We start from the raw sequence: 24,406 nt of genomic DNA, 5'->3' as shown, positions 1-24,406 counted from the left end.
GTTATAAAATCCGACCCTGAGTTGATGGATCAAAAAATACCGACTTGTCGAGATTGAAAGCAAGTAGCGACCTTTGGCCAGCAGCAATGCGAGCATCCGCGCGCAGACGGGCGACAACCTGCTTACCACCGATGCGCGTCACAGCGAATGTATCCGATCCGGCTGGTTCCACAACATCAATCAGGCATTCGCCTTCAACCACCGAATGAGCGTTCCGATCCGCTCCATCGGGATCCGTTAATGCCTCGGGGCGGATGCCAAACATGACTTGCTTGCCCACATAGTCACTGAGACTTTGCGGTGCCGTTTTCAGCGGAAGTTTCAGCGTTTCACCCTCGCCCTGTTCAAGCACGACAGCAAGCTCTGAACCATTCTTCTCAATGTTCGCATGAAGAAGGTTCATCGCGGGCGAACCCATGAAATCGGCGACAAACATATTGGCCGGATTGTTGTAGATTTCCGCTGGCGTACCGAACTGCTGCAGGATGCCGTCTTTCAAAACAGCAATCTTGGTTGCAAGTGTCATGGCTTCGATCTGATCATGCGTCACATAGACGATTGTTGTCTTCATGCGGTGATGCAGACGCTTGATCTCGGTTCGCATATCCACGCGCAATTTGGCATCCAGGTTCGACAATGGTTCGTCGAACAGGAAGACCTGCGGATTGCGCACAAGTGCACGCCCCATGGCAACGCGCTGACGCTGGCCACCGGAAAGCTGGCTTGGTTTGCGGTCCAGCAGATGGCCAATTTGCAGAATATCTGCCACTTCCTGAATGGCTTTGTCGCGCTCTGGCTTTGGTACTTTGCGAATTTCCATGCCGAAAGCGATATTTCCAGCGACCGTCATGTTCGGATAAAGCGCGTAGGACTGGAACACCATCGCAATATCGCGTTGTGAAGGATGCAAGCCGGAAACAGAACGATCATTGATCAGAATATCGCCGGACGTAATCGGCTCAAGACCAGCAATCGTGTTCAGCAATGTGGACTTGCCGCAGCCTGAAGGACCTACGAGTACCAGAAAGCCGCCTTCCTCAATCTCGATATTGATATCCTTCAAAACCGAGACGTTGCCGTAGGACTTATAGAGATCAGTAATTTTCAGAAATGACATGTCAGACTTATCCCTTAACGGCACCGGACATCAGACCGCGCACGAAGTAGCGCCCGGAAACAATGTAAACGATCAGTGTTGGCAGCGCGGCCAGAATGGCAGCGGCAAAGTGAACGTTATATTCCTTGACGCCTGTGGAGGAGGAAACGAGGTTGTTGAGTGCCACTGTCATAGGTGTTGAATTTGCACCGGAGAAAGACGCACCGAATAGAAAGTCGTTCCAGATATTGGTGAACTGCCAGATGACCGAGACGACGATGATCGGACCGGAGGACGGCAACAGAATGCGCCAGAAAATCTGGAAGAAACTCGCACCGTCAATCTGCGCTGCGCGCACCAGTTCGGTCGGAAATGCTTCATAGTAATTGCGGAAATAAAGCGTCGTGAAGCCGATACCATAGACCACGTGAACAAGGATCAGCCCCCAGATCGTGCCCGCAATACCAAGCATTCCAAGAACACGCGCCATCGGAATAAGGACAATCTGGAACGGGATGAAGCATGAAAGCAGCAGCAAACCGAAGAAGATGTTCGAGCCGCGGAAGCGCCATTTCGTCAGCACGTAACCGTTCAATGCGCCAACAACCGTGGAGATCGCAACCGCAGGCACAACCATCAGGATGGAGTTGATAAAGAATGGCTTGAGGCCTGTGGGCTGCACACCGATTTGTGCGGTGGACCACGCCGAAAGCCAAGGTTCAATCGTCCATTGCTGTGGCAGGCCCAACATACCGCCCTGGCGAATTTCCTCAAGCGGCTTGAACGAATTCACCAGCATCACGTAGAGCGGCAGCAGATAGTAAATTGCAAACAGCAGCAGTGCAGAATAAATCAAAGCGCGTGTCAGCTTGCCACTGTTGATCGCGTTTTCCTGGGTCTGAACACTCATGAGCGTGACCCTCCGCGAATTTCCGAATAGAGATACGGAATGATGATTGAGAATATCATCACAAGCATGATGATTGCCGAAGATGCACCTATACCCATCTGGTTGCGGGTAAACGTATAGGAATACATGAAGGTCGCGGGCAATTCAGTCGCCTGTCCAGGTCCGCCGCCAGTTAAGGCGATTACAAGGTCATAGGCCTTGATTGCAAGATGCGCGAGCACCACAAAAGCCGACAGGAACACCGGGCGCATCAAAGGAATGATGATGCGGCGATAGATTGTTCCAGTCGAAGCGCCATCGATCTGTGCCGCTTTGATGATCTCGTTGTCAACACCACGCAGACCTGCAAGGAACATCGCCATGACAAAGCCCGATGACTGCCAGACAGCAGCAATCACCAGACAGTAAATTGCCATCGTGTTGCTCTTGATCCAGTTGAAGGTGAAACCTTCCCAGCCCCATAGTCGAACTGTGTGCTCAAGACCGATACCCGGATCGAGAAACCATTTCCACGCCGTACCCGTCACAATGAAGGAAAGCGCCATGGGATAAAGGTAGATCGGACGCAGAAAGCCTTCTCCACGGATCTTCTGATCGAGCAGGATTGCCAAAAAGAGGCCGATAACCGAACAGATGATAATGTAGAGCGAGGCGAAAATCGCAAGATTGGTGACCGCTCGCCACCAGTGTGGCAATGCCCAGAGCTTTTCATAATTTGACAGACCGACAAAACCGTAGGACGGCAACATGCGGCTGTTTGTGACAGAAAGAACGCCTGTATAGATAATAAATCCATATACAAAGACGAGAACAATCAAGAAGCTCGGCGCGAGAACCAGCTTGGGCACCAGTTCTTGTAGTCGGCTGTTACGCTGCATATCTGCGCCATCCTGTTTAAGCTACCGCCTCGTGCTGCCAGCTTGTTTAAAAACGCATCTCGAAAAATAAAATATGATTTTCGGATCAGACACGCGTTAGAACAAGACCTTGGAGCGCAGGTATTGCGGCGGTATTAAGCCATTATTTTCAATGAATTATAGCGTATGTAATGAGAGCGTCCGGGTGCTGTGTCCCGGACGCCCCTTATCTGCTTACTTGGCGCCTTCAACAGCCGTAACCAGTTCCTTGACAGCATCTTCAGACGAGAGCTGGCCGTTGAACTGACGTGTTACGACGTCATAGATGGCGTTCTTGACGGAAGCAGGATTTGCATAGCCATGAGCCATGGAACCGAGCATGGTGCCCTTTTCAGCAGCTTCCTTCACATCGGCGATAGCTTTCTTGCCGCAAGCGTCAAAATCGGTGTCAGGCACGTCGGTACGTGCTGGAGCCGATCCCTTGACCACGTTGAAGGCCGACTGGAATGCCGGGCTTTCGATGGCTGACGCCATTTCTAGCTGTGCAGGCACCTTGTCTTCAGCAACCTTGAACATCGCGAACATGTCGGAGTTAAAGGTTACAGAACCCTGTGTTTCCGGGTAACGCATGCAGACAAAGTCTTCGCCTGGCTTCTTACCGGCTTTGATGAATTCGCCCTTTGCCCAGTCACCCATGAACTGAACGCCAGCTTTGCCTTCGATAACCATTGCCGAAGCAAGGTTCCAGTCACGACCGGAGAAGTTGTCATCCACATAGGACCGCAACTTGGTCATGCGATCGAAGGCCTCTTTCATCTTATCGCTGCCCAGAGTTTCCGGGTCGAGATCAACGAAAGCCTTTTTGTAAAAGTCCGGGCCAAAGGAGAGCACGACGGCATCAAAAATCGTCGCATCCTGCCATGGCTGACCACCGTGAGCGATCGGGGTAATACCCTGTTCCTTGAACTTGTCGAGAAGCGCTACGAGTTCATCCCAGTTGGTTGGCTCTTTGCCGCCAGCCTTATCGAGTGCCGCCTTGTTGATCCACATCCAGTTGGTGGAATGAACGTTTACAGGCGCTGCAATCCAGTGGCCGTCATATTTGGCAAATTCCTGCAGAGGTGCCGGGATAACCTTGTCCCAGCCTTCTTTGCCAGCAATCTCATCGAGATTGCCGAGAGCGCCCTGCTCCGCCCAGTCGCGGATATCGAAACCGAGCATCTGCACTGCAGTTGGCGCGTTGCCTGCCGTAACGCGGGCACGCAGAACGGTCATGGCCTCTGTGCCGCCGCCGCCTGCAACTGGCATATCCGTCCAGCTGATGCCTTTGCCTTCGAGATCTTTCTTCAGAACATCAAGTGCCGCAGCTTCACCGCCAGCTGTCCACCAATGCAGAACTTCAACGTTCTGCTTGTCCTGTGCGCTGGCTGTCACAGGTGCCATTGCTGCAAGCATTGCACAGGCAGCTGTGCCCATCGCGGCCATTCTGAAAAACTTATGCATGTGTCTACCTCCCGTAGAACTCTACAAAACAAAATTTCGTCGGATGCTGTCGTCAGGCATCAGGCCCGCACACCCAGAAGATCGTTCAATCTGCTTTGAGACCTCCATCCCACTGTGTTTCTCGCAGCTCCTTCTGCGATTGACAACGTTGTCTTTTTTGAATGAAAATCATCTGCAAGACAAGATGTGTTCTTAGGATAGGCTCAAATACGGGATATGTGTCAATATGGATTAGATGAGAAAAATCGAGACATTCAATTCAAGCGTGTCGATGGTTGAAAAAATTGACCAAATATCCCAGTAAAATTAAATACTTGGTTCATTCACCATATTTCTGATGACAAAACGTTGCTTAGTTCGGAAAATCGGCAAAACGCAACGCGTTGTGCTTTTTAAGGTAGTATAAAATTACTGTGAACAGACTAGACATTATCCGCCGGAATGCATAATTTCCAGTCGCTCGCACAATGGTGTGCGGGTTTGTTCTCGGGGCGGGGTGAAACTCCCCACCGGCGGTATGAAGAGCGATCTTTGAGCCCGCGAGCGCCTGCGATGGAAAGTCGATTCGGCTGTTTGTTTCAGGGTCAGCAGATCCGGTGAGATGCCGGAGCCGACGGTTAAAGTCCGGATGGAAGAGAGCGAAAGAATGTTTGGTTGCGCTTAATTCGGCGTGGCTCGCGTTCCTTTGTGCGCCCTGATTCTAGTTTCGTGAGGAACCTATGAACCAGAGCTATCCGAACAAGACCTCCTTCAAAATTGCCTTCATTCAGGCTCGTTGGCATGCGGACATCGTTGACGAAGCGCGTAAGAGCTTCATTGCCGAACTCGCTGCAAAAACCGGCAGCAACGTGGAAGTTGAAGTTTTCGACGTTCCTGGCGCTTATGAAATCCCGCTTCATGCAAAGACCCTTGCCAAGACTGGTCGCTATGCTGCCATTGTGGGCGCTGCATTTGTGATCGATGGCGGCATTTACCGTCACGATTTCGTCGCCACTGCCGTCATCAACGGTATGATGCAGGTACAGCTTGAGACCGAAGTTCCGGTGCTTAGCGTATCGCTCACCCCGCATCATTACCATGACAGCAAAGAGCATCACGACTTCTTCTTCAACCATTTCAAGGTGAAGGGTGTTGAAGCCGCGCATGCAGCTTTGCAGATTGTTAGCGAACGCGCTCGTATTGCAGCACTCGTATAGTAAAGATTGGCTGGCCTTGCGATTGCGAGGTCGGCTATTCGCTTACGATACGCTCAGGATGAGCATAGACGTCGAAATCATCGCCTCTGACAAGCGCTACGAGCGTTAGATTGGTTTCGTCTGCTGTGCGAATGGCAAGCGCTGTTGGCGCTGAAATCGCTGCAAGCAGTGGTACGCCGAGAATAACAGCCTTCTGGACCATCTCGACTGAGACACGGCTCGTAATCGCCACCAAACCTTTCTCCGCAGGCCGGTCAGCACGCGCCATTGCGCCGATAAGCTTATCTAAAGCATTGTGCCGTCCGACATCCTCGCGAACGGCAAAAAGCCCCTCGCCTGGAATATAGAAGCCCGCACCATGCACAGCCCGCGTTTCTGCATTCAACTTCTGCGAACCACCCAAAGCGCCCATAGCGGCAATGATCGATCCGGATTTGAACCGTAAACTGTCAGCTGACAACGCCGATAGCGGTCGCAAAGCCTGATCAATGGAATCGATTCCGCACAAGCCACAGCCAACTGGCCCGGCCATAAAGCGGCGACGAGCGGCAAGCGCATCGCCCGGCTGCACAGCCAGTCGCATTTGAACATCAATGCCTTTTTCAAAGATCTCAATGCGCAAATCTTCGATTTCAGAGATGTTGGAAATGATACCTTCAGTCAGGCTGAAACCCACTGCAAAATCTTCGAGATCATTGGGCGTGGCCATCATGACAGCATGCGTCGTGCCATTATAGCTCATGGCTACGGGCACTTCTTCCGGAACGTCACGGTTGCTCTCGTGAAAACCGGTTTCACGACGAGCAAGACGCGGAACACTTTGGCTGATGTTCTGCATCGTCATGTCGTTCCGCCGCCTATGGTTTCTGCCCTCATGTGGAATTACTATCCAACACCTCTGCAGCAGGCAAGTCCAGCGGCTCAAGACTTGCGGATCAAGCCGATAACAAGCTATACCAGCCAACCGGAAATGAGCCTTTCGGCAACTTATATTATAGGTGAAAAGACGATGGATATTCGGCAGATCGATGACAATTACTCAGTCACTGGACAAATCTCGCCGGATGACGTCCGTGATATTGCAGCAGAAGGCTTCCAGACGATCATCTGCAATCGCCCCGATGGCGAAGGTGGCGATGATCAGCCGAGCTTTGCCGAAGTTGCCAAAGTCGCAGAAAAGGCTGGCATCAAGACCTACTACATTCCGGTTGTTGGCGGCCAGCTGACCCAAGAGAATGTCGATGAGATGGCCTCTGCTCTCGCTGAGGCCGAAGGCCCTATTCTGGGCTATTGCCGCTCGGGCGCGCGTTCTACGAATATTTACGGTATCGTGCAGAGCCAAAAGCGCGGATAAAAAACGAACGCAGACTATGCGGACGGTGTTGCCGCAAAGGCATTTGAACAGTCTTTGTAAACATGGCTATCACCGTCCGAAAAAGCGCGGGCCAGAAAAGCGCGGATTTGTGAACTTGGTACGGCGCACATTATGCGCCGAATATTGGCGATAATAGCCCATACCTGTACGGATCGCTGTTGCAGCGACGCCGCCAGCCACCATCAGCCAACCAACAATCATTGGCCAGTTGAAGCTTTCAATTCCGCTGCTCAGAGCGACAATAACAACACCCGCCCAAAGAACTGCCGCAGTGCGGCGCCAGAAAACGGGGTTGAGTTCATCAAAGACCGCCTTCCACAAAGAGTGCACAAGGCAGGCGAAGAAAACGGCGGCAGCCAAACCAATATTCAGCAACTCGACCGGGAGCCATTGTTGCGTATCCAGCATTGTTTTCATCATCCAAGTCATGCCCGTAATTTATAAGACCAGCCCGTATGGCTATCGTGTCTAAATCCGGGACGTTGTTTCCATGTGCCCATTCAGCTTTCGCTTTGTGGCTTCAACGTGGTAGAAGCATGGAAACCCCTTCAGAATACAGTCACATATTATTGCGTTCACGCGAAATATCGTGTTGAAATCATTGAGCTATCTGGACCAGGCCGCATCGACGCACCACTCCAAAGCCCTTGATAGAGCTGGATTTTTTGGATTTATGGAACTTCGGAAGCAGGCAAGTATGGCTGCGTTAAAGTCGCGATACATAACGGCTTTGTAACAATTTGATATTGCAGAACTTCCGCTGTTAACTCTGTCGGCTGCCCAAACGGCGCCCGACACGCGCAAGCAGAATAACCGGCAATATGCCGACTGCCACAATTGCTAATGCTGCAACCGAAGCCTCTTCGTAGGTTCCACGCGCGGCTTCGCCATAAAGATGGGTAGCAAAAGTCTCAATATTGAGCGGGCGCAACAGAAGTGTTGCAGGTAGTTCTTTCACACAATCGACAAACACCAAAAGCCCAGCGGCAACGATTGCCGTTTTGGAAAGCGGCAGGTGTACCTGGAAGAAGGTTGTAGTAACTCCTCGCCCCAGCGTGCGCGAAGCATGATCGAGCGATTGTGGAATACGTTCGAGCCCCGCATCTATGCCTCCGGCAGAAATTGCCAGAAAGCGCGCCGCATAAGCGTAGATAATGGCGGCGCCTGTGCTGATCAGCAGTAACCCCGTCGATAGACCAAAGAAATAACTGAAGACGCCATCGACTAGCCGATCAACTGCACCTGAAACGATCATGATGCCGATTGCAATCACGGTCCCGGGTGCTGCATAGCCCATCGTCGAAAAGCGGTAAAACCAGCGCGATGCTGTGCCGGGAAAGAGCCGCATCGCATAAGCCACCACCATGCCAAACAACAAAACCAGAATGGTTGCGACCGAAGCCAGTATCACCGTGTTGAATGCTTCACTGGCAAGACGCGGAGATATGCCCGCAAAGCGCATACGTTTGACTGCTTCGAGGGCGAGATAGGTCGCAGGCATAACGAAGCCAACGATAATTGGTGCAGCACAGAACACAAACAGCCAAAGACCTTTGATCCCGCTTACCTTAAGCGGCTCAAACCCACGTGAATGACGAATGTTGGACGAGAAACGTTGCTTGCGTCGCGCCCAACGCTCAATCGATACAAGCGCCACGACCAGTAGCAAAAGCGCCAAAGCCAGCTGTGCGGCACCCGGCAAATCAAAGCGCGTGACCCATGTTGTGTAGATCGAAACCGTCAACGTCCGCACGCCAAGAAACTCGGCGGCACCAACATCATTGAGTGTTTCCATCAAAGCAAGACTTACACCGACAGCCACTGCGGGGCGCGCCAGCGGTAATGCCACACGCCAGAAAATCCCTCTTCGGCTGACGCCTAATGTCCGTGCTGCTTCAATGAGGCTGGCGGACTGTGTGAGAAACATCGCCCGCGTCGGAATATAGACATAAGGATAGAGAACGAAGCCGAGCAGGATAATGCAACCGGTCATCGATCTTATATCCGGCAAGCGGAACTGACGTGGCGTCTCATAGCCCAGCACAAAGCGGATCGCGCTTTGTATCGGCCCGATCGGATGCAGGATATCGAGATAGGCGTAGGCGATAATATAGGTAGGTACCGCGAGGGGTAGCAAAAGCGCCCATTCGAGCACACCACGCCCACGAAAATCATAAGCCGTTACAAGCCATGCAGCGGACGTACCGACCAGCGCTGTGATGAACCCGACGCCAGCCAGCAAGATAACCGTATCAGTGAAGGCTGTCGCAAAAATCGTTGAAAACAGATGGCCCCAAAAGCCGGAAGAGCCACGAAACGCTTCAACAACCAATGCCAGAACAGGCAGGCAAACCAACAGCGCGATCAGCCCGGAAAACCACAACCAGCTGCGCCCGGAACGGGTGCGATAAGGCATGAATGGTGACGATGTGGCTTGCACAGGTTCCGGCATGCTTTCCTCATGTTACAACGCCGGCGCAATGGTTTTGCACCGGCGTTGCTTATACAGTGTCAATCAGCTTTTAATTATCGAAGCCGACTTTGTCGACCAGTTCACTGGCCTGTTTGCGATGCTTTACGATCTCCGAAAGCGGAACCTTGTCGATTTTCAGTTCGCCGAAGGATGCAACGATTGGATCAACCGAAGCGCCTGCCTTGACCGGATACTCGTAGTTTGCCTTTGCATAAAGCTGCTGAGCGTCGTCCGAAGCAAGGTATTCGAGAAGCTTGACGGCTTCGTCCTTGTTTGGCGCATTCTTGGCAACAGCTGCACCGCTGATGTTTACCTGCGTTCCGCCATCCTGGAAGGTTGGCAGGATGACCTTGATGCCATCACCCCACGCCTTCTGCTCGTCGCCCCCCTTACCGGAGCGCATCAGACCGACATAATAGGAATTTGCGACTGCGATATCGCAGATGCCGCCAACAATATCCTTGGCGCCGTCTCGATCACCGCCGGCTGCCTTACGCGCCAGATTGGCCTTGAGGCCAGTCAGCCATTCTTCGGTCTTTTCTGCACCGTGATGAGCGATGTAATCGGCAATCAGAGCCGTATTATAGGGATGCTGGCCGGCGCGAATGCAGATCTTGCCTTTCCACTTTGGGTCAGACAGTTCTTCATAGGTAATCTTGTCGAGTTCGAGATCCTTGTCTGCATAAACAACGCGCGCGCGCATCGACAGACCAAACCAGTTACCGTTGGCATCGCGGAGCTGTTCAGGCACCGCATCTTTCAGAGCTTGAGAATCGACCGGCTGGGTAAGGCCCTTGTCGACGAGATCAACCAGATTGCCTGCATCGACCGTCATCAGAATATCGGCAGGCGATTTTTCGCCTTCAGATGCAACACGCTCGGCAAGGCCATCTTTCAGGAAAACGGTATTGACGGTGGTGCCCGTCTTTTCCTTATAGGCATCCAGCAGAGGCTGGATCAAACCAGGCTCACGCGTCGTATAAATGTTCACCTCATTTGCATTCGCTGCACCTGAGAGAAACGTCGCTGCCATTAGAGCCAATCCAGCACGCGCGATCTTAGGCATTTTACCTCCGAATAATTTTATTCATTTGAAACTATGAGTAATGCAGTCAGATTATAGGAAGTGGTACATCGGGGTCAACAATTCGCACTGAGAAATATGAGTTATTTACTCATTTTTTTGGGAAAATCAGCGCTTTACTCCAGTCGATCTGTATCGTGACATACGCTGCATCGTCCGCAACATGCTGATCCGTTCGAACACGAAGACAGAAGTCCTGTTGATTCAGTCGAACGGCAAGCTCCTCTGTTTCGCCCAAATAGATGCGGTTTTCGATACGACCGTTCAATCTATCTTTTACAGACGCCCCACAAGATACGACCTCGATATCCCGTGGACGTAGATAGACAGCAACATCTCCGTCCAATCGTATATCCGCCGGAAGCATGAATACTCCGACAGGCGTTTGGACGACACAACCGTTCACCTTGCCTTCAAGAGCATTGAAATCGCAGAAGAAGTCGGCGGCATAACGCGTTGCAGGCTGGTTATGAAGTTCGCGCGCAGAACCAGCCTGAACGATCTTTCCAGAGCGCATCAGTACAACGCGATCGCCTGTGGACAATGCCTCTTCGGCCTCATGCGTGACGATAATGACCGGCGTACCCAATGCGCGAAGCAAAGCAATCGTCTCGCTTCTCACACGGGCACGCAAACCGCGATCAAGATTGGAAAAAGGTTCATCCATCAGCAGAAGATCAGGCTTTGGTGCCAGTGCTCTGATAAGTGCGACCCGCTGTTGCTCGCCACCCGAAAGCATATGCGGATAGCGATCCGCCATCGAGGCAAGGCCAACCAGCGCGAGCAACTCATCAACTCGTGCTTTCGCCTCGTCTTTGCGCATCCCGCGCAAACCGAACAGCACATTTTCCCTCACGGTCAGATGGGGAAACAACGCATAATCCTGAAACACCACGCCTATATTGCGTTTTTCTGGTTCCACAAAGATGGAGGAGCTGACCAGCGTCTTGCCACCCATGGCAAGCTGACCTTCGTCCGGCGCATCGATCCCTGCAATAATCCGCAAAAGCGAGGTCTTGCCGCAGCCAGAATGACCGACAAGACAGATGATCTCTCCCTGCTGAACATCAAGCGAAATATCATCAACGGCACGCACTATTCCAAATTGGCGACTAATGCCCGAAAGCGTTAGCGCTGGAGTCGTATCTTCACCAAGCCTGGTGTCTTTTTGCGTGCGTGCGTCCATAGATGAGGCCGAGAGTCTTGTTATCATCGAACCGCATATAAATGCACTTGAACGACTTTGCCAATAAAACCCGACCAAAGGTGTCAGGCATTTTCAGAAACACGCTTGAAGACGCAATAATTTGCTGCACTATCCAGTTGAATAAGCTTGCAAATCGCGCAATGTTGCTTCCGTCTAAATTCGATATTCGCATTGCAGGAGTCTGATCATGGGGCCGATCACCGACAAGGTGGCAACCGCTGAGCGTTTGCCACAGGGAACGAAGGTGGCCATTATCGGTGGTGGTGTGATCGGAGTATCGACAGCCCTTTTCCTGGCCGAGCGCGGGATACCTGTCGCTCTGTTTGAGAAAGGTGAAATTGCAGGCGAGCAATCAAGTCGCAATTGGGGCTGGTGCCGCCGGACTGGTCGCGATAGTCGGGAAATGCCGCTGATTGTCGAGAGTATGCGCCTCTGGGAAGGTATGAATGAACGTGTGGGCCGCGAAACCGGTTTTCGCATCACCGGCATCGCTTATACCGCCGAGAAAGAAGAGGAAGTCGAGCGCTACGCCCAATGGATTAAAATCGCGGGCGAGCACGGCATCGAGACAGAACTCTTAAGCAGCAAACAGGTGGCCAGCCTTACTCCCGGACTCACGCGTCAGCTCAAAGGCGGCATGATCACCCCACTCGACGGGCGTGCAGAGCCACAGAAAGCTGTGCCAGCCTTTGCCGCCAAAGCGCAGGAGCTGGGTGCCGTCATTTTGCAAAACTGCGCGGTGCGCGGCATAGAGACAACCAATGGTCGCGTTTCGGCAGTCCTCACCGAGAAAGGCCGCGTTGCCTGTGAGGCGATAGTCGTTGCAGGCGGGGCCTGGTCGCGGTTGATCATATCAGATTTCAAGGCTCGCCTTCCGCAACTCAAAGTAAAATCATCGGTGTTCCGCACTGCCCCTATTGAAGCAAATGTCGATCCGGCAGTTGCGTTTTCGGACTTTGCATTGCGCAAGCGGCTTGATGGCGGTTATACGGTCGCAAGCCTCGGCGGCTCTATTGCGGATATCGTGCCAGACAGTTTCCGTTTCTTCCGCGATTTCCTTCCGTCGCTTTCAACCGAATGGAAATCCCTGCGCTTCCGTTTTGGCGAGCGCTTTTTTGAAGAAGCTTTCCAGTGGAGGCTCCGACCAGCAGATCAGGTCTCGGTCTTTGAAAAAATCCGCGTGCTTGATCCTGAGCCGCACCGTGCTGCAAATGCGGCAGTGTTGGCTAAACTCAAGGCCGCTATTCCATCCTTTGCATCTGCAACAATTGCCCAGGAGTGGGCTGGTCTCATAGACACTATGCCGGATGTTATTCCGGTCATCTCTCCCCTGCCCGGCATTGATGGGTTAATCATTGCCACAGGTTTTTCCGGGCATGGCTTTGGCATCGGCCCCGGTGCAGGACGATTGGTTGCAGATATGGTCAGCGGTGAAACGCCAGTTGTCGATCCGTTGCCGTTCCATATTTCACGCTTCTCTGACGGTTCAAAACTCCGCATCGAAAACTGGGGCTAAATTTAAACTGCGCGCCAGCGTTTTTGCCGACGCGCAGAGTATTCAGAATCAGGTCGTAACGAATTGCGCCATCATGCCGACGTCTTCATGTTCCAACACATGGCAGTGGAACATGAATGGATGATCTCGCATAGCTTCGCGATCAAAATGAACCAGAACTTCGGCCTTGCCATTGATCAACGCCGTATCCTTCCAACCTGATTGATGGAGCGGTGGCGCTTCCCCGTTCAACGTCAGAATGCGGAATGACGCTCCATGGATATGGAATGGATGCGCCATTTCTTTCGTCGTCAGCTCCCAGATTTCCCATGATCCAAGCTTAACTTCGGCATCAATACGGCTCATGTCGAAAGGTTTTTCAGCAATCGCCATCTGAACGCCTGATGTCAAAGCCTGCAAAGCAGGTCCGGAGTCGGAATTGCTCCGACCCGAATGCATGTCGTGATCACTCATAGCTGGCATATTATGCCCGGCATGGGGATCACTCGACATGCCACCCATCATGAGTTTCATATTTTCGGCCATGCGTTCATCAAAGAAATACGACCGTCTGCGCACCGAAAGCTTTTCGTCGGGATTCTCAGGGCCATCGAGCTTCGTTGGCAAGGTTTTGATTGCGCCATTGATTTTGTCATCAATAATGAACTGCATCAAAGACACATCGCCGCCACCGCTGTCGTCACTGGCCGTCAGCAAATCAAGCGTATCTTTCGATTTGGAAAAATCGACCAGAACTTCATAGCGCTCGCCAGGGCTGATCGTCAGGCGCTCAACTGGATCTAGCTTGCTTATATAGCCGCCATCCGATCCGATGACATGCAACGGCTGATCATCGCTCAGGCGGATATGGAAGTTCCGCGCATTGGCACCGTTCAGAATGCGCAACCGTACAACAGATGCGGGAACACGCGCTTGCGGTGCGATCACTCCGTTGACGATTAACTTGTCACCCCGGAAACCGTGCATCAGATCCATGATATCGGGCTGGTAAACCTTATCACCTTCGATAACTCTGCGATCCTGCAAGACGAGCGGTATGTCATCAACACCGTAGGTTTCAGGCAATCCTCGTTCACCATCCTTACCATCGCTGACAATCATCAACCCGGCGATGCCCATGTGGGCCTGTCGGGCGGTGTTACCGTGCAAGTGCGGATGGAACCAGTTAAACGATGCAGGCTGATTGACAGTAACTTTTGGCTCCCAGCTGCTGCCTGCAGCAATCACATTATGCGGCCCACCATCCAGAACGGAAGGTACGAAAAGACCGTGCCAGTGAAGGGTTGTATCCTCATCCATGCCATTCTCAACCGAGAGCGTTACCGCCTCTCCGTTCTTCAAGCGGACGACAGGACCAAGATAAGTGCCGTTAATTCCAGCAGAAGCCGCATCGCTCCCTTCAGTGAAGGAATGGCGCCCCTTCTGAACCTTCAGCTTTACGATGCCCGCAGCATCCGGCTCCAATAAGGTCGGAATAGGCAAAGTCTGTGCTGTGGGTGCACCATGCTGCATATGCTGCTGATGAGCATCCTGCGCAAAGACCTCAAGAGGCCGAGTAATGGATAAAACAGCAGCACTTGCACCAAGCGTCAGCAGACGGCGGCGAGTCATACTCGTCATGTTCATTCTCCAGATAGTATCTATATCAACGCGCATCTCGTCCGAAATCGCTCGTGTATTTTCGAAATGCGCTCATTGCCGCCAAAGAAGTGGCAGCGTTTCTAAGGACTAGATCTGGTAAGATATTGGAGGGCGCAACACGCCAAATGGATCGCTGCTATTCAATGCCGCAACACGTGGAGGAAGCCCGAACTCATGATCCGGCGTGAACAGAGCGACATCTGAGGCAAGCTGTATGATGCCGCCACAGCTCATCATCACACAGGCGGCAGATGCCTTCTTTCCATGATCCGTCGGCATTGAATGCCCTGCATCATGTTTTAGAATCTTAACCGTCTCATGGCAGTCGGTGACTGCTACAATCTGCGGAAGATCGTGCGCCATGGCATAGCACATCTGCGTTGAAACCAAAAAGAGCAACGACAATAGAGCAATCAGCATACGAGAAGGCATTCGCAAAACAGAATGTTTGCGAAAATTCATGCCAACGTTGTCGTATCTAAAAGCCAGCGCAGTCATTGTGATTCCAAGTTCAGAAATTCATCTTAAGGCTACCTTAAGGCAATTGAAAGGCCGTAGCTTTCCCCCTGAAACCGCATCAAATATTCACTTTGTTTCGAAAACAGTACATTCGAAAACAGAAAATTACGTGAGCCCCCTTTTAAGCTTGCGGTTTCGTGTTTTGTGGCACTAAGAAGGCACCATCTCGGGCTTCCTCCCAAACGTACAGCCCATAAATATGGATATGAAACAATGACTGTCGCTCAAGCAGTTGTTCCGAAGAAAAATTCTGCGCGCCGCGTTCTGGCCGCAAGCATGATCGGCACAACTATCGAATTCTTTGACTTTTATATTTATGCCACTGCTGCGGTAATCGTGTTCCCGCATCTCTTTTTCCCGGCAAGTGACGGCAACTCAGCACTGCTCCAGTCTCTGGCGACTTTCGCTATTGCCTTCTTCGCACGTCCTATCGGCGGCGCGTTGTTCGGTCACTTCGGCGATAAGGTTGGTCGCAAGGCGACACTCGTCGCAGCCCTGATGACTATGGGTATTTCCACCGTCGCAATCGGCTTCCTGCCAACTTATGAATCCATCGGCGTATGGGCGGCTCTCCTGCTCGCGCTCTGCCGTCTGGGTCAGGGCCTTGGCCTTGGTGGCGAATGGGGCGGTGCAGTTCTGCTCGCAACCGAGAACGCGCCTGAAGGCAAGCGTACATGGTATGGCATGTTCCCGCAGCTTGGTGCACCCGTCGGCTTCATTCTCGCAACAGGTATCTTCCTGATCCTCGCTGAACTTCTGACCGAAGAACAGTTCATGTCTTTCGGCTGGCGCATTCCTTTCATCGCCAGTGCGCTTCTGGTTGGTGTTGGCCTCTTCATTCGTCTGAAGATTGCTGAAACACCAGAATTCCAGAAGGCAATCGATAAGGCTGAACGCGTCGAAGTTCCGGTCGCAACTCTGTTCAAGAAACATAAGTCGAGCCTATTCCTCGGCACCATCGGTGCAGTTGCAACTTTCGTTCTGTTCTATCTCATGACTGTGTTTTCACTCGGTTGGGGGACGCGCGCGCTCGGCTATAGCCGTGAGCAGTTCCTCATCCTGCAGATGGTTGGCGTGATCTTCTTCGGCCTCACCATCCCGGTCGCAGCGTTGCTTTCCGATAAATACGGCATGCGTCCTGTCATGATCGTCGTCACAGTGCTGATTGGCCTGTACGGTTTCATCATGGCTCCGCTTTTTCTCAGCGGAACTGCTGGCGTTCTTGCCTTCCTCGTCATCGGCTTTGGCCTGATGGGCCTGACCTATGGTCCGATTGGCGCGGCTCTTGCTGAACCATTCCCGACCTCGGTTCGCTATACTGGTGCTTCGCTTACCTTCAATCTGGCAGGCATTCTCGGCGCATCGGTTGCACCTTACATCGCAACCTGGCTCGCAACCCATTATAGCTTCGACTATGTTGGCTATTACATGTCTGCCGCAGCCGTTGTCTCATTGATTGGCTTCGCATTTATTTCGTTCAAGCGCGGCGAATAAGTCTCTCCTTTAACGCAAAAAAGCCCGCGTGGAGCGATTCACGCGGGCTTTTCTTTGATAAACAAATCAAACTTATTCCGTGTCAGCAGCTTCCAGAGCAATTGCAACAGACTGAATGATCGATGCGAACCGCGCAGCGGTCTGGATCACCTCGGTTGTCACATTTGCTTTACGCAGTACGTCTTCGTGGGCGTCGATGCACATACCACAGCCGTTGATTGCCGAAACAGCCAGCGACCACAGCTCGAAATCGACCTTGTCCACGCCCGGATTACCGATCACATTCATGCGCAGTTTTGCTGGCATGGTGCGATAGTCCTTATTCGTAGCAAGATGCACGAAACGATAATAGACATTGTTCATGCCCATGATAGAGGCCGCAGATTTTGCAGCCTGCACCACCGTCGCATCAACTTTTCCAGCGGCTTCAGCAACCAGCGCCTTGCGCACATCGGCGTTGCGCGAAGCAATGCCGCAGGCGATGAACAGGCCATATTTCTGCTGAGGCGTCAGCGTTTCATCGCTCGCCATAGACGAAAGATTGAGACGAACATCCTTGGCGAAATCCGGGATTTTTGACTTCAGATCATCAATGGACATGGAACCCTCTTTATTTGTCAGTTCTGGATAAACAAAAGGCGGGCCTTAACCCGCCTTGTCTCAAATCATTGAGGCCGATTAAGCAGCCTTGAGCGTTTCGCCACCGACTTCGCGGTTGCATGGGCAAAGCTCATCGGTCTGCAGAGCGTCGAGAACGCGCAGCGTGTCCTTAGGAGCACGGCCAACATTGAGGTTGGTTGCGTAAACGTGCTGGATCGTGTTATCCGGATCGACGACAAAGGTGTAGCGGTAAGCAACGCCATCTGGCGAACGAACGCCGAGGCCGTCAACCAGCGAACCGTTGGTGTCAGCAAACGACCAGATTGGCAGCTTGTCGAGGTCCTTGTGATCGCGACGCCATGCAAGCTTCACGAATTCGTTGTCGGTCGAACCGCCGAGAACAACTGCATCGCGATCTTCGAAATCCGAAGCCAGACGGGCGAATTCAGCGATTTCGGTTGGGCAGACGAAAGTGAAGTCCTTAGGGTAGAAGAAGATGACCTTCCACTTGCCTTCGAAGCTTGCTTCGGTGACTTCTTCGAAAGCCGAAACGCCATTTTCTTCGTGGAAGTTAAAACCAGGCTTTACGCCGGTTACTTTGAAAGAAGGAAGCTTATCACCGATACCGAGCATCTCATACCTGCCTGTAAATTCGTTGTTATACAGAAAATTCAGAAGTTTCAGAACTCTCTGCTTGCGAGTCATCTATAGGCATTCTAAATCAATCGGTCAAAGCGATTAAAACGATCCAATCCATCGATTTAAACGATGGCAGCAGATTTCAGATTCAAGCCCATGCTCAACATTAGTGTTCGTCAACTTCACTATTTTATAGCGCTCGTCAAAGCAGGTTCCTTCTCGCGCGCAGCCGAGGCGGTCGGCGTTACGCAATCCACATTAAGCGCGGCCATTCAGACGCTGGAAGCAGAGATTGGCGTAACCTTGATTGATCGGACAGGGCGGCGGATGCAATTGCTGCCTGCCGGAGAGGATTTCCTTAACCGCGCGCGAGAAATCGTAGCTTCGATTGAGGAGCTGCCGGAACATGCGCGTCAGGCCGAACGCCCGCTGACAACACGCTTGCGACTGGGTGTCATCCCATCCATTGCGCCGTTTCTTCTGCCAAAAGTGCTGCCGACAACAGCCAAGGCTTTTCCAGAGCTGCAATTGAGCGTGCGGGAAGGACTGACGCGTACCCTCCTCGACAATCTGCGCTCGGGAACGCTTGATGTGGCGCTTGTTGCTCATCCCTATGATCTCGATGATTTTGAAGTCGCTGACATAGGACAAGACCCATTTTTTCTTGCGGTACGCCGCGACCATGCCTTGGCCAATCGAGACCGCATTGAAGCAAGTGATCTTCAAGACCAACCGTTTCTTTTGCTGGAGACTGGTCATTGTCTGCGTGAACATGTCATGGCAGCCATTGGTTCAAAGCCAACACAGACAGGTGGCGATGTTCATGCAACCAGCATCATGACGCTGGTCCAGTTGGTTGAATTCGGCATGGGTGTGACGCTGTTACCGGAGGTCGCTATCAAGGCGGGCGTTACACGCGGCAGCGAAATCAGCATCGTACCCTATGAAGGACAACACAATTTCCGCTCGCTTGCTTTGGTATGGCGCGCGAATGCTGCTCGACGCAACGAGTATCAGCTTTTCGCAACCCATCTGCGCAATCACTGCATGAAGAACTGAATTAAAGAATACCCCAGGCGCGGAACCGTCCGCGTCCGGTGATTTCTCGTAAATTGAGATCCGAAATCAGCTTCAGCGCGCCCTGCTGCGTGACCTCAAGTTCTTTCTCGACCATCTGGCTCGAAACCAATGGGCTGCGCATCATCATGTCGACAAGTTGCGGCAACCGCGAATTGGAGCGCCGCCCCTTGAGCTTGCGTTGCATCTGCTCACGCGCAAGCAAAAGGCGGTCATGCTCTTTCATGCTTAATTCCGCAGCTTCCTCAATCGCCGAAAAGAACGTCTTAAGCCGCACCAATCGGTTGGTTGAACGACGCTCATCTGGCCTCTTCGTGCGAAGGCCGACATTGAGTGCAGGCAGATGATTGGCGGCAATGCCCGACTGCCGCAGATATGCGGCAGCAAGCAAACGCCCAACCCAGTTTGAACGCTGCACCACTTCCAGTGAAAACCATGCATCATGCATCAGTGCAGCACGTAGAAGTGGTGGTAAATGAGCCGTCTTGGCAAATTGATCACGCCACTCTTGCAAGCGGGTATCCTCATCCCAATCATCATCATAAAGAAGCGAATCCGCTTCCACCGGCTGTGATTTCGGCTGTTCTTTGATGATGCCTTTCAGCAGAGCGTCTGTACGTGCAAGCAAGGCATCCACATCATCAAGTAGAGGATCATTATCCTCATCTTCCTGATGGTTATAATCACGTGTCTCTTCGCTACGAACGTCGATATTTCGTCCGAGAACCTGCTGCATACCCGCCGGACTAAGGGCCCAATTTGGTGAACGGCTGAAAATCTGGCGCCGCAAACGCAACACTGAGTGAGCGATAGTCAGTGCATGGCTGGGGGTGCGACTATCCATCAGAGCATCGTGCAACACGAGGTCCTCAAGATGCACCAGTTCACCCTCAAGCCACATGGATGCAACTGCATCATGCATATGCATGCGCTCCAACATGCCATCTCGGATCGGAGAGCGTGCAAGCCGCTCGTCAAGTCTTGTCAGTGCAGCCGTAGCATTCGCCACAGGCACAAAAAGCTCTTCGAGCGGCAGCTTGTCGATTTCATAAGCCATGTTCCGCATATCGCAGTCGATTGCAGAGAAAGGCAAATGAAAATGAATGCTTAAGCCAGAACTTCCGCAACTTTCACAGCACGCCCTTCTTTGACAGAGAGAAGTGCTGCTTCGGCAAGTGCCAAAGCCTGCAAACCGTCTTCAGCAGAAGGTGTGGGTGCCTTGCCACTATCAATCGCATCAATGAAAGCTGCAATTTCGGCGGCATACGCATCTGTGTAGCGGGTCATGAAAAAATCATGCAGTGGTGGACGCGTATAGCCATCTTTCGATGCAACTTCGATGGAAACCGGACGTTGGTTCTCAGCCGAAACCGCCCCTTCCGATCCATGCACTTCAATGCGCTGGTCATAACCGTACGAAGCCCGGCGCGAATTGGAAATCACGCACTGGCGACCGGAAGCCGTGGTCAGGATGACGCTTGCACTGTCGAAGTCGCCAAGTTCACCGATCTTTGGATCGACAAGAACCGAAGCAGATGCAGAAACCGTTGCAATTTCTTCACCCAGAAGAAAACGCGCCATGTCAAAATCATGGATGGTCATGTCGCGGAAGATGCCGCCTGATACCTTGATGTATTCTGCAGGTGGAGCACCCGGATCACGGCTGGTGATCGTGACCATTTCGACTTTGCCGATACGGCCATCATTGATCGCCTTACGAACGGCGGCAAAATGCGGATCGAAACGGCGATTGAAGCCGAGCATGACCTTGCCACCAGCTTCCTTAATGACATCGAGGCAAGCCCGTACGCGCTCGATATTGAGATCAATCGGCTTTTCGCAGAAAACCGCCTTACCTGCGCGTGTGAATCGTTCGATCAAATCGGCATGGGTGTTGGTTGGCGTGCAGATGAGCACAGCGTCCACATCGGACGAGTTTTCGATCTCATCAATTGTACGAACTTCCGCACCAGCCGCATCAGCAATTGCACGCGCTGCATCCTGATTGGCATCAGCCACCGCAATCAGTTGCGCCCGCTTGTCGGAAGCGATTGCGCCCGCATGTACTTTTCCGATACGACCGGCACCAAGCAGAGCAAGACGTGTAACCATTGCCTTCATCCTCCCAAAACGGCCATCCTCGATTGACCGATAAATCAGTTTCGCTATTCCGTTTTGCGCAATTCCCGATTATTCGGGAGACAGAAAGCGCAATGGAATATTTATTCTATTTTGCTAGATTGTGATATATGGGATGTCAAGAGACCGTTTCTGAAAGGATGGCAATGGACACCGAACAAGCTGTTGCTGCGCAAGCGAATATATCTGCCAGTGGGCCAGCCCCTACCCCGGCGAATGTAAAAGAATTCGAGGCAAGACTGCTCGAAGTCGCAGACCGATTGCCCAAGCGTCTGAAGCAATGTGCCGATTACGTTGCCGCCAATCAGGACCGGATCGCCGTTTCGACAGTTGCGGAAATGGCAGAAGGCGCTGGTGTTCAAAGTTCGGCCTTCATGCGCTTTTGCCAGATATTGGGTTTTTCCGGGTTTTCGGAAATGCAGAAGCTTTTTCGCGAATCCTATGCAGGCGGTTGGCCCGATTATTCTACGCGCCTCGAACATCTGCGTGAAACTGCAGCAGGCAGCGCCCCGGCCCTTTTGGCAGAGTTTGCGGAAGCCGGACGTACATCGCTTGAAGGTCTTCTGAAAACGATTGAACCAAACGCGCTCGAAAAGGCTGTCAAACTGCTGGCAACGGCTGAAACCATTCACATCATCGGTGTTCGACGCGCATTCCCGGTTGCGAGCTATCTGGCCTATGCGCTTGAAAAGATGCAGGTTCCGGCGATGCTTCATAGCACTGTCGGCAAGCTGGAAAACCAGCACGCTATCCGTAAAGGCGATGTGCTACTCGCAATTTCGTTCTCACCCTACTCGCCTGAAACCATTGCCATGGCAGAAAATGCCGCCGCACGCGGCATCGATGTCGTTGCCATTACCGACACGATTGTCAGCCCAATGAGCAAATTTGCCAATGAGTCGCTGCTTATTTCCGAAGTTGACTTCGGGGCCTTCCGCTCTCTTTCCGCTACACTTTGCCTTGCGATTACGCTCGCCGTCGCCGTTGGCACGGAACGCCAATCGTAAAATGATACGGCATTCTATTTTTTGATTGAAATGGAATAATAAATCTATTTTAATCAGAAATAGAATGGCTGCTGCGTGTTGTGAGTCACAGGCAGCCTCTTCAAGCAAAAAAGCATGCGCTGAGGGAGGACTTCAATGAAGCGGCTGGATTTGATAACAATTGGCCGATCTTCGGTGGATCTCTACGGCGCGCAAGTCGGCGGTCTGCTTGAAGATATGTCATCCTTCAACAAATATGTCGGCGGCTCTCCCACCAATATCGCGACTGGCACTGCTCGACTGGGCCTCAAATCTGCACTCATAACCCGCGTCGGCGACGAGCATATGGGGCGCTTTCTGCTGCGCGAACTTGCGCGTGAAGGTGTGGATACGCGCGGTATCGTCACCGATCCGCAACGCCTGACAGCGCTGGTGATCCTTGGCATCCGTGATCAGGAACATTTCCCGCTGATCTTCTATCGCGAAAACTGCGCCGACATGGCGCTTTGCGAAGAGGATATTGATCCGGACTTCATTGCCGAGGCCGGATGTGTACTCGCCACTGGCACACATCTGTCGCATCCGCGCACGGAAGCTGCTGTCCTCAAAGCTTTGAAGCTTGCGCGGGAAAACAGCAGCCGTACGGTGCTCGACATCGATTATCGCCCCAACCTTTGGGGACTTTCCGGCCATGGCGACGGTGAGAACCGTTTTATCGAATCCGCTTCCGTCACCACCAAACTACAATCAACCTTGCACCTTTTCGATCTCATCGTCGGCACAGAAGAAGAATTTCATATTGCTGGCGGTTCGACCGATACGGTTGAAGCGCTTAAAGCCGTCCGCAAAGTCACCAAGGCGGCACTCGTTTGTAAACGCGGACCAATGGGCGCCGTGGTCTTTGAAGGTGACATTCCTGACAATCTCGACCAAGGGCAATCAGGACAAGGTTTTCCGATTGAAGTTTTCAACGTTCTTGGCGCGGGCGATGGCTTCATGTCTGGTCTGTTGCGCGGCTGGCTCAAGGGTGAAGACTGGCCGACGAGCCTGAAATTCGCCAATGCCTGCGGCGCTTTCGCCGTTTCGCGACACGGTTGCACACCCGCTTATCCAAGCTGGGAAGAGCTGCAATATTTCTTCAAGACCGGCATTCGCGACAAGGCGCTGCGCAAAGATCTGGCACTTGAACAGGTGCACTGGTCGACAAACCGTAATGGTGAATGGCCCCATATGCGCGTCTTCGCTTTTGACCACCGTATCCAGCTGGAAGAGATGGCACAGGAAACCGGAACTACAGATGAAAAGATCGGTGAATTCAAGGAACTATGCCTGAATGCTGCATTAGAGGTTTCAGGCGGAGAAAGCGGCTATGGCATTCTTTGCGATGGTCGTCTTGGACGCGATGCACTCTACCGTGCCGCCGGGACTGGCTTGTGGATTGGACGTCCAACGGAATGGCCCAGCTCGCGCCCTTTGGAGCTTGAGCCTGAGCTCGGTCCTGATTGCGGCGGCCTTGTTGAATGGCCTGTCGAGAACGTCGTGAAGGTTCTATGTTTCTATCACCCTGATGACAGCGCCGACGTGAAGGCACAACAGGAAGCCACCGTGAAGCGACTTTTCACGGCTGCTCGCCGCAACCGCCTCGAGTTTCTGCTGGAAGTCATTCCATCCAAGGTAGCGCCCGTCGATGATATGAGCACCGCCAAAGTCATCGAGCGCTTCTATGAAATCGGCGTTTATCCTGACTGGTGGAAGCTTGAGCCGCTAAAGACCGCCAAGGCATGGCACAATGCTTGCGAAGCGATCACCCATAACGATCCTCACACGCGCGGCATTGTTGTGCTGGGGCTTGATGCGCCGGCCGAAGAACTGGAAGCAAGTCTGAAAATTGCTGCGGACTTTGATCTGGTGAAGGGTTTTGCCATCGGCCGCACCATTCTGGGCGATGTCGCTCGTCAATGGCTTGCTGGCAAAATGAGCAATGCCGATGCAGTTGCAGAAATGGCAAAACGCTATCGCGGTTTCTGCGATCTTTGGGATAGGCTGCGACAGAAATAAACGCATCTCTGGCACAGGTGGAGGCCTGTCTTGTGA

22 protein-coding genes and 1 riboswitch are annotated in these 24,406 nt (G+C 52.5%); of the genes, 7 read left to right on the top strand and 15 right to left on the bottom strand.

The annotated features are described in order from the left end of the window. Window position 1: 1 nt before the first annotated feature. From CEV33_RS03805 to CEV33_RS03790, 4 genes are all read right to left on the bottom strand, one after another. Window positions 2-1,117, bottom strand: coding sequence for an ABC transporter ATP-binding protein (locus CEV33_RS03805; RefSeq protein WP_094539120.1), 1,116 nt, complete (start codon window positions 1,115-1,117; stop codon window positions 2-4). 7 nt (window positions 1,118-1,124) lie between these two features. Beyond that, entirely contained in the window at window positions 1,125-2,006 is an 882-nt protein-coding gene (locus CEV33_RS03800; RefSeq protein ID WP_024896312.1) for a carbohydrate ABC transporter permease, read from the bottom strand. Further along, window positions 2,003-2,884, bottom strand: coding sequence for a carbohydrate ABC transporter permease (locus CEV33_RS03795; RefSeq protein WP_024896313.1), 882 nt, complete (start codon window positions 2,882-2,884; stop codon window positions 2,003-2,005). Before CEV33_RS03795 ends, CEV33_RS03800 begins: the two co-directional genes overlap by 4 nt. 213 nt (window positions 2,885-3,097) lie before the next feature. Beyond that, window positions 3,098-4,366 carry an ABC transporter substrate-binding protein gene (locus CEV33_RS03790; RefSeq protein ID WP_024896314.1) on the bottom strand — a complete coding sequence of 423 codons (1,269 nt, stop codon included), beginning with the start codon at window positions 4,364-4,366 and terminating at the stop codon, window positions 3,098-3,100. A 478-nt stretch (window positions 4,367-4,844) separates the two neighbouring features. Continuing rightward, window positions 4,845-5,010: riboswitch (FMN riboswitch) on the top strand. Between the two features lie 75 nt (window positions 5,011-5,085). Here CEV33_RS03790 and CEV33_RS03785 point away from each other — a divergent pair. After that, window positions 5,086-5,562, top strand: a complete 477-nt coding sequence (locus tag CEV33_RS03785) for a 6,7-dimethyl-8-ribityllumazine synthase (RefSeq protein WP_024896316.1) — start codon at window positions 5,086-5,088, stop codon at window positions 5,560-5,562. A gap of 34 nt (window positions 5,563-5,596) precedes the next feature. Here CEV33_RS03785 and fdhD read toward each other — a convergent pair whose 3' ends face one another. Further along, window positions 5,597-6,406 (bottom strand): formate dehydrogenase accessory sulfurtransferase FdhD, encoded by an 810-nt coding sequence (fdhD, locus tag CEV33_RS03780; RefSeq protein WP_094539119.1) that lies wholly within the window; start codon window positions 6,404-6,406, stop codon window positions 5,597-5,599. A gap of 165 nt (window positions 6,407-6,571) precedes the next feature. Between fdhD and CEV33_RS03775 the strand changes: the two genes are divergently transcribed. Further along, on the top strand, window positions 6,572-6,916 hold the full coding sequence (locus tag CEV33_RS03775) for a TIGR01244 family sulfur transferase (protein ID WP_094539118.1): 345 nt from the start codon (window positions 6,572-6,574) through the stop codon (window positions 6,914-6,916). 69 nt (window positions 6,917-6,985) lie between these two features. Here the strand turns inward: CEV33_RS03775 and CEV33_RS03770 are convergent, their stop codons facing one another. The 4 genes from CEV33_RS03770 to CEV33_RS03755 all read right to left on the bottom strand — a co-directional run bounded on the left by CEV33_RS03770 (window position 6,986) and on the right by CEV33_RS03755 (window position 11,680). After that, window positions 6,986-7,366, bottom strand: coding sequence for a hypothetical protein (locus CEV33_RS03770; RefSeq protein ID WP_208620154.1), 381 nt, complete (start codon window positions 7,364-7,366; stop codon window positions 6,986-6,988). Between the two features lie 334 nt (window positions 7,367-7,700). Then, window positions 7,701-9,389, bottom strand: a complete 1,689-nt coding sequence (locus tag CEV33_RS03765; RefSeq protein WP_235818356.1) for an ABC transporter permease — start codon at window positions 9,387-9,389, stop codon at window positions 7,701-7,703. 70 nt (window positions 9,390-9,459) lie between these two features. Further along, complete coding sequence (locus tag CEV33_RS03760) at window positions 9,460-10,476, bottom strand: Fe(3+) ABC transporter substrate-binding protein (protein ID WP_094539116.1); 1,017 nt, start codon at window positions 10,474-10,476, stop codon at window positions 9,460-9,462. 109 nt (window positions 10,477-10,585) lie between these two features. Beyond that, complete coding sequence (locus tag CEV33_RS03755; RefSeq protein ID WP_094539115.1) at window positions 10,586-11,680, bottom strand: ABC transporter ATP-binding protein; 1,095 nt, start codon at window positions 11,678-11,680, stop codon at window positions 10,586-10,588. A 208-nt stretch (window positions 11,681-11,888) separates the two neighbouring features. Between CEV33_RS03755 and CEV33_RS03750 the strand changes: the two genes are divergently transcribed. Next, the gene (locus CEV33_RS03750; RefSeq protein WP_094539114.1) at window positions 11,889-13,217 is read left to right on the top strand and encodes an NAD(P)/FAD-dependent oxidoreductase; all 1,329 of its coding nucleotides are present in this window, start codon (window positions 11,889-11,891) and stop codon (window positions 13,215-13,217) included. A 48-nt stretch (window positions 13,218-13,265) separates the two neighbouring features. Here CEV33_RS03750 and cueO read toward each other — a convergent pair whose 3' ends face one another. Both cueO and CEV33_RS03740 read right to left on the bottom strand, forming a co-directional pair. Continuing rightward, entirely contained in the window at window positions 13,266-14,837 is a 1,572-nt protein-coding gene (cueO, locus tag CEV33_RS03745; RefSeq protein ID WP_094539113.1) for a multicopper oxidase CueO, read from the bottom strand. A 108-nt stretch (window positions 14,838-14,945) separates the two neighbouring features. Continuing rightward, entirely contained in the window at window positions 14,946-15,356 is a 411-nt protein-coding gene (locus CEV33_RS03740; RefSeq protein ID WP_235818355.1) for a hypothetical protein, read from the bottom strand. 234 nt (window positions 15,357-15,590) lie between these two features. Here CEV33_RS03740 and CEV33_RS03735 point away from each other — a divergent pair, with 234 nt between their 5' ends. Beyond that, window positions 15,591-16,871 (top strand): MFS transporter, encoded by a 1,281-nt coding sequence (locus CEV33_RS03735; RefSeq protein WP_094539112.1) that lies wholly within the window; start codon window positions 15,591-15,593, stop codon window positions 16,869-16,871. Between the two features lie 72 nt (window positions 16,872-16,943). Here the strand turns inward: CEV33_RS03735 and CEV33_RS03730 are convergent, their stop codons facing one another. Together CEV33_RS03730 and CEV33_RS03725 are read right to left on the bottom strand one after the other, a co-directional pair. Next, window positions 16,944-17,471 carry a carboxymuconolactone decarboxylase family protein gene (locus tag CEV33_RS03730; RefSeq protein ID WP_094539111.1) on the bottom strand — a complete coding sequence of 176 codons (528 nt, stop codon included), beginning with the start codon at window positions 17,469-17,471 and terminating at the stop codon, window positions 16,944-16,946. 78 nt (window positions 17,472-17,549) lie between these two features. Further along, on the bottom strand, window positions 17,550-18,104 hold the full coding sequence (locus tag CEV33_RS03725; RefSeq protein WP_024896329.1) for a peroxiredoxin: 555 nt from the start codon (window positions 18,102-18,104) through the stop codon (window positions 17,550-17,552). 162 nt (window positions 18,105-18,266) lie between these two features. Here CEV33_RS03725 and CEV33_RS03720 point away from each other — a divergent pair, with 162 nt between their 5' ends. Beyond that, on the top strand, window positions 18,267-19,169 hold the full coding sequence (locus CEV33_RS03720) for a hydrogen peroxide-inducible genes activator (protein WP_094539241.1): 903 nt from the start codon (window positions 18,267-18,269) through the stop codon (window positions 19,167-19,169). A gap of 1 nt (window position 19,170) precedes the next feature. On the opposite strand, the gene CEV33_RS03715 is transcribed toward CEV33_RS03720, so the two are convergent. Further along, entirely contained in the window at window positions 19,171-20,244 is a 1,074-nt protein-coding gene (locus CEV33_RS03715; RefSeq protein ID WP_094539110.1) for an RHE_PE00001 family protein, read from the bottom strand. A gap of 50 nt (window positions 20,245-20,294) precedes the next feature. Then, window positions 20,295-21,299 (bottom strand): inositol 2-dehydrogenase, encoded by a 1,005-nt coding sequence (gene iolG / locus CEV33_RS03710; RefSeq protein WP_094539109.1) that lies wholly within the window; start codon window positions 21,297-21,299, stop codon window positions 20,295-20,297. Window positions 21,300-21,472: 173 nt separating this feature from the next. Between iolG and CEV33_RS03705 the strand changes: the two genes are divergently transcribed. Then, the gene (locus tag CEV33_RS03705) at window positions 21,473-22,333 is read left to right on the top strand and encodes a MurR/RpiR family transcriptional regulator (RefSeq protein WP_094539108.1); all 861 of its coding nucleotides are present in this window, start codon (window positions 21,473-21,475) and stop codon (window positions 22,331-22,333) included. A 135-nt stretch (window positions 22,334-22,468) separates the two neighbouring features. Beyond that, window positions 22,469-24,370 (top strand): bifunctional 5-dehydro-2-deoxygluconokinase/5-dehydro-2-deoxyphosphogluconate aldolase, encoded by a 1,902-nt coding sequence (locus CEV33_RS03700; RefSeq protein WP_094539107.1) that lies wholly within the window; start codon window positions 22,469-22,471, stop codon window positions 24,368-24,370. Window positions 24,371-24,406 lie beyond the last annotated feature (36 nt).

The organism is Brucella grignonensis (assembly GCF_002252505.1).
GTDB classification, from domain to species: domain Bacteria; phylum Pseudomonadota; class Alphaproteobacteria; order Rhizobiales; family Rhizobiaceae; genus Brucella; species Brucella grignonensis.
Note: the sequence above shows the minus strand (reverse complement) of the source record. Positions and strands in the feature narration are given on the sequence as shown.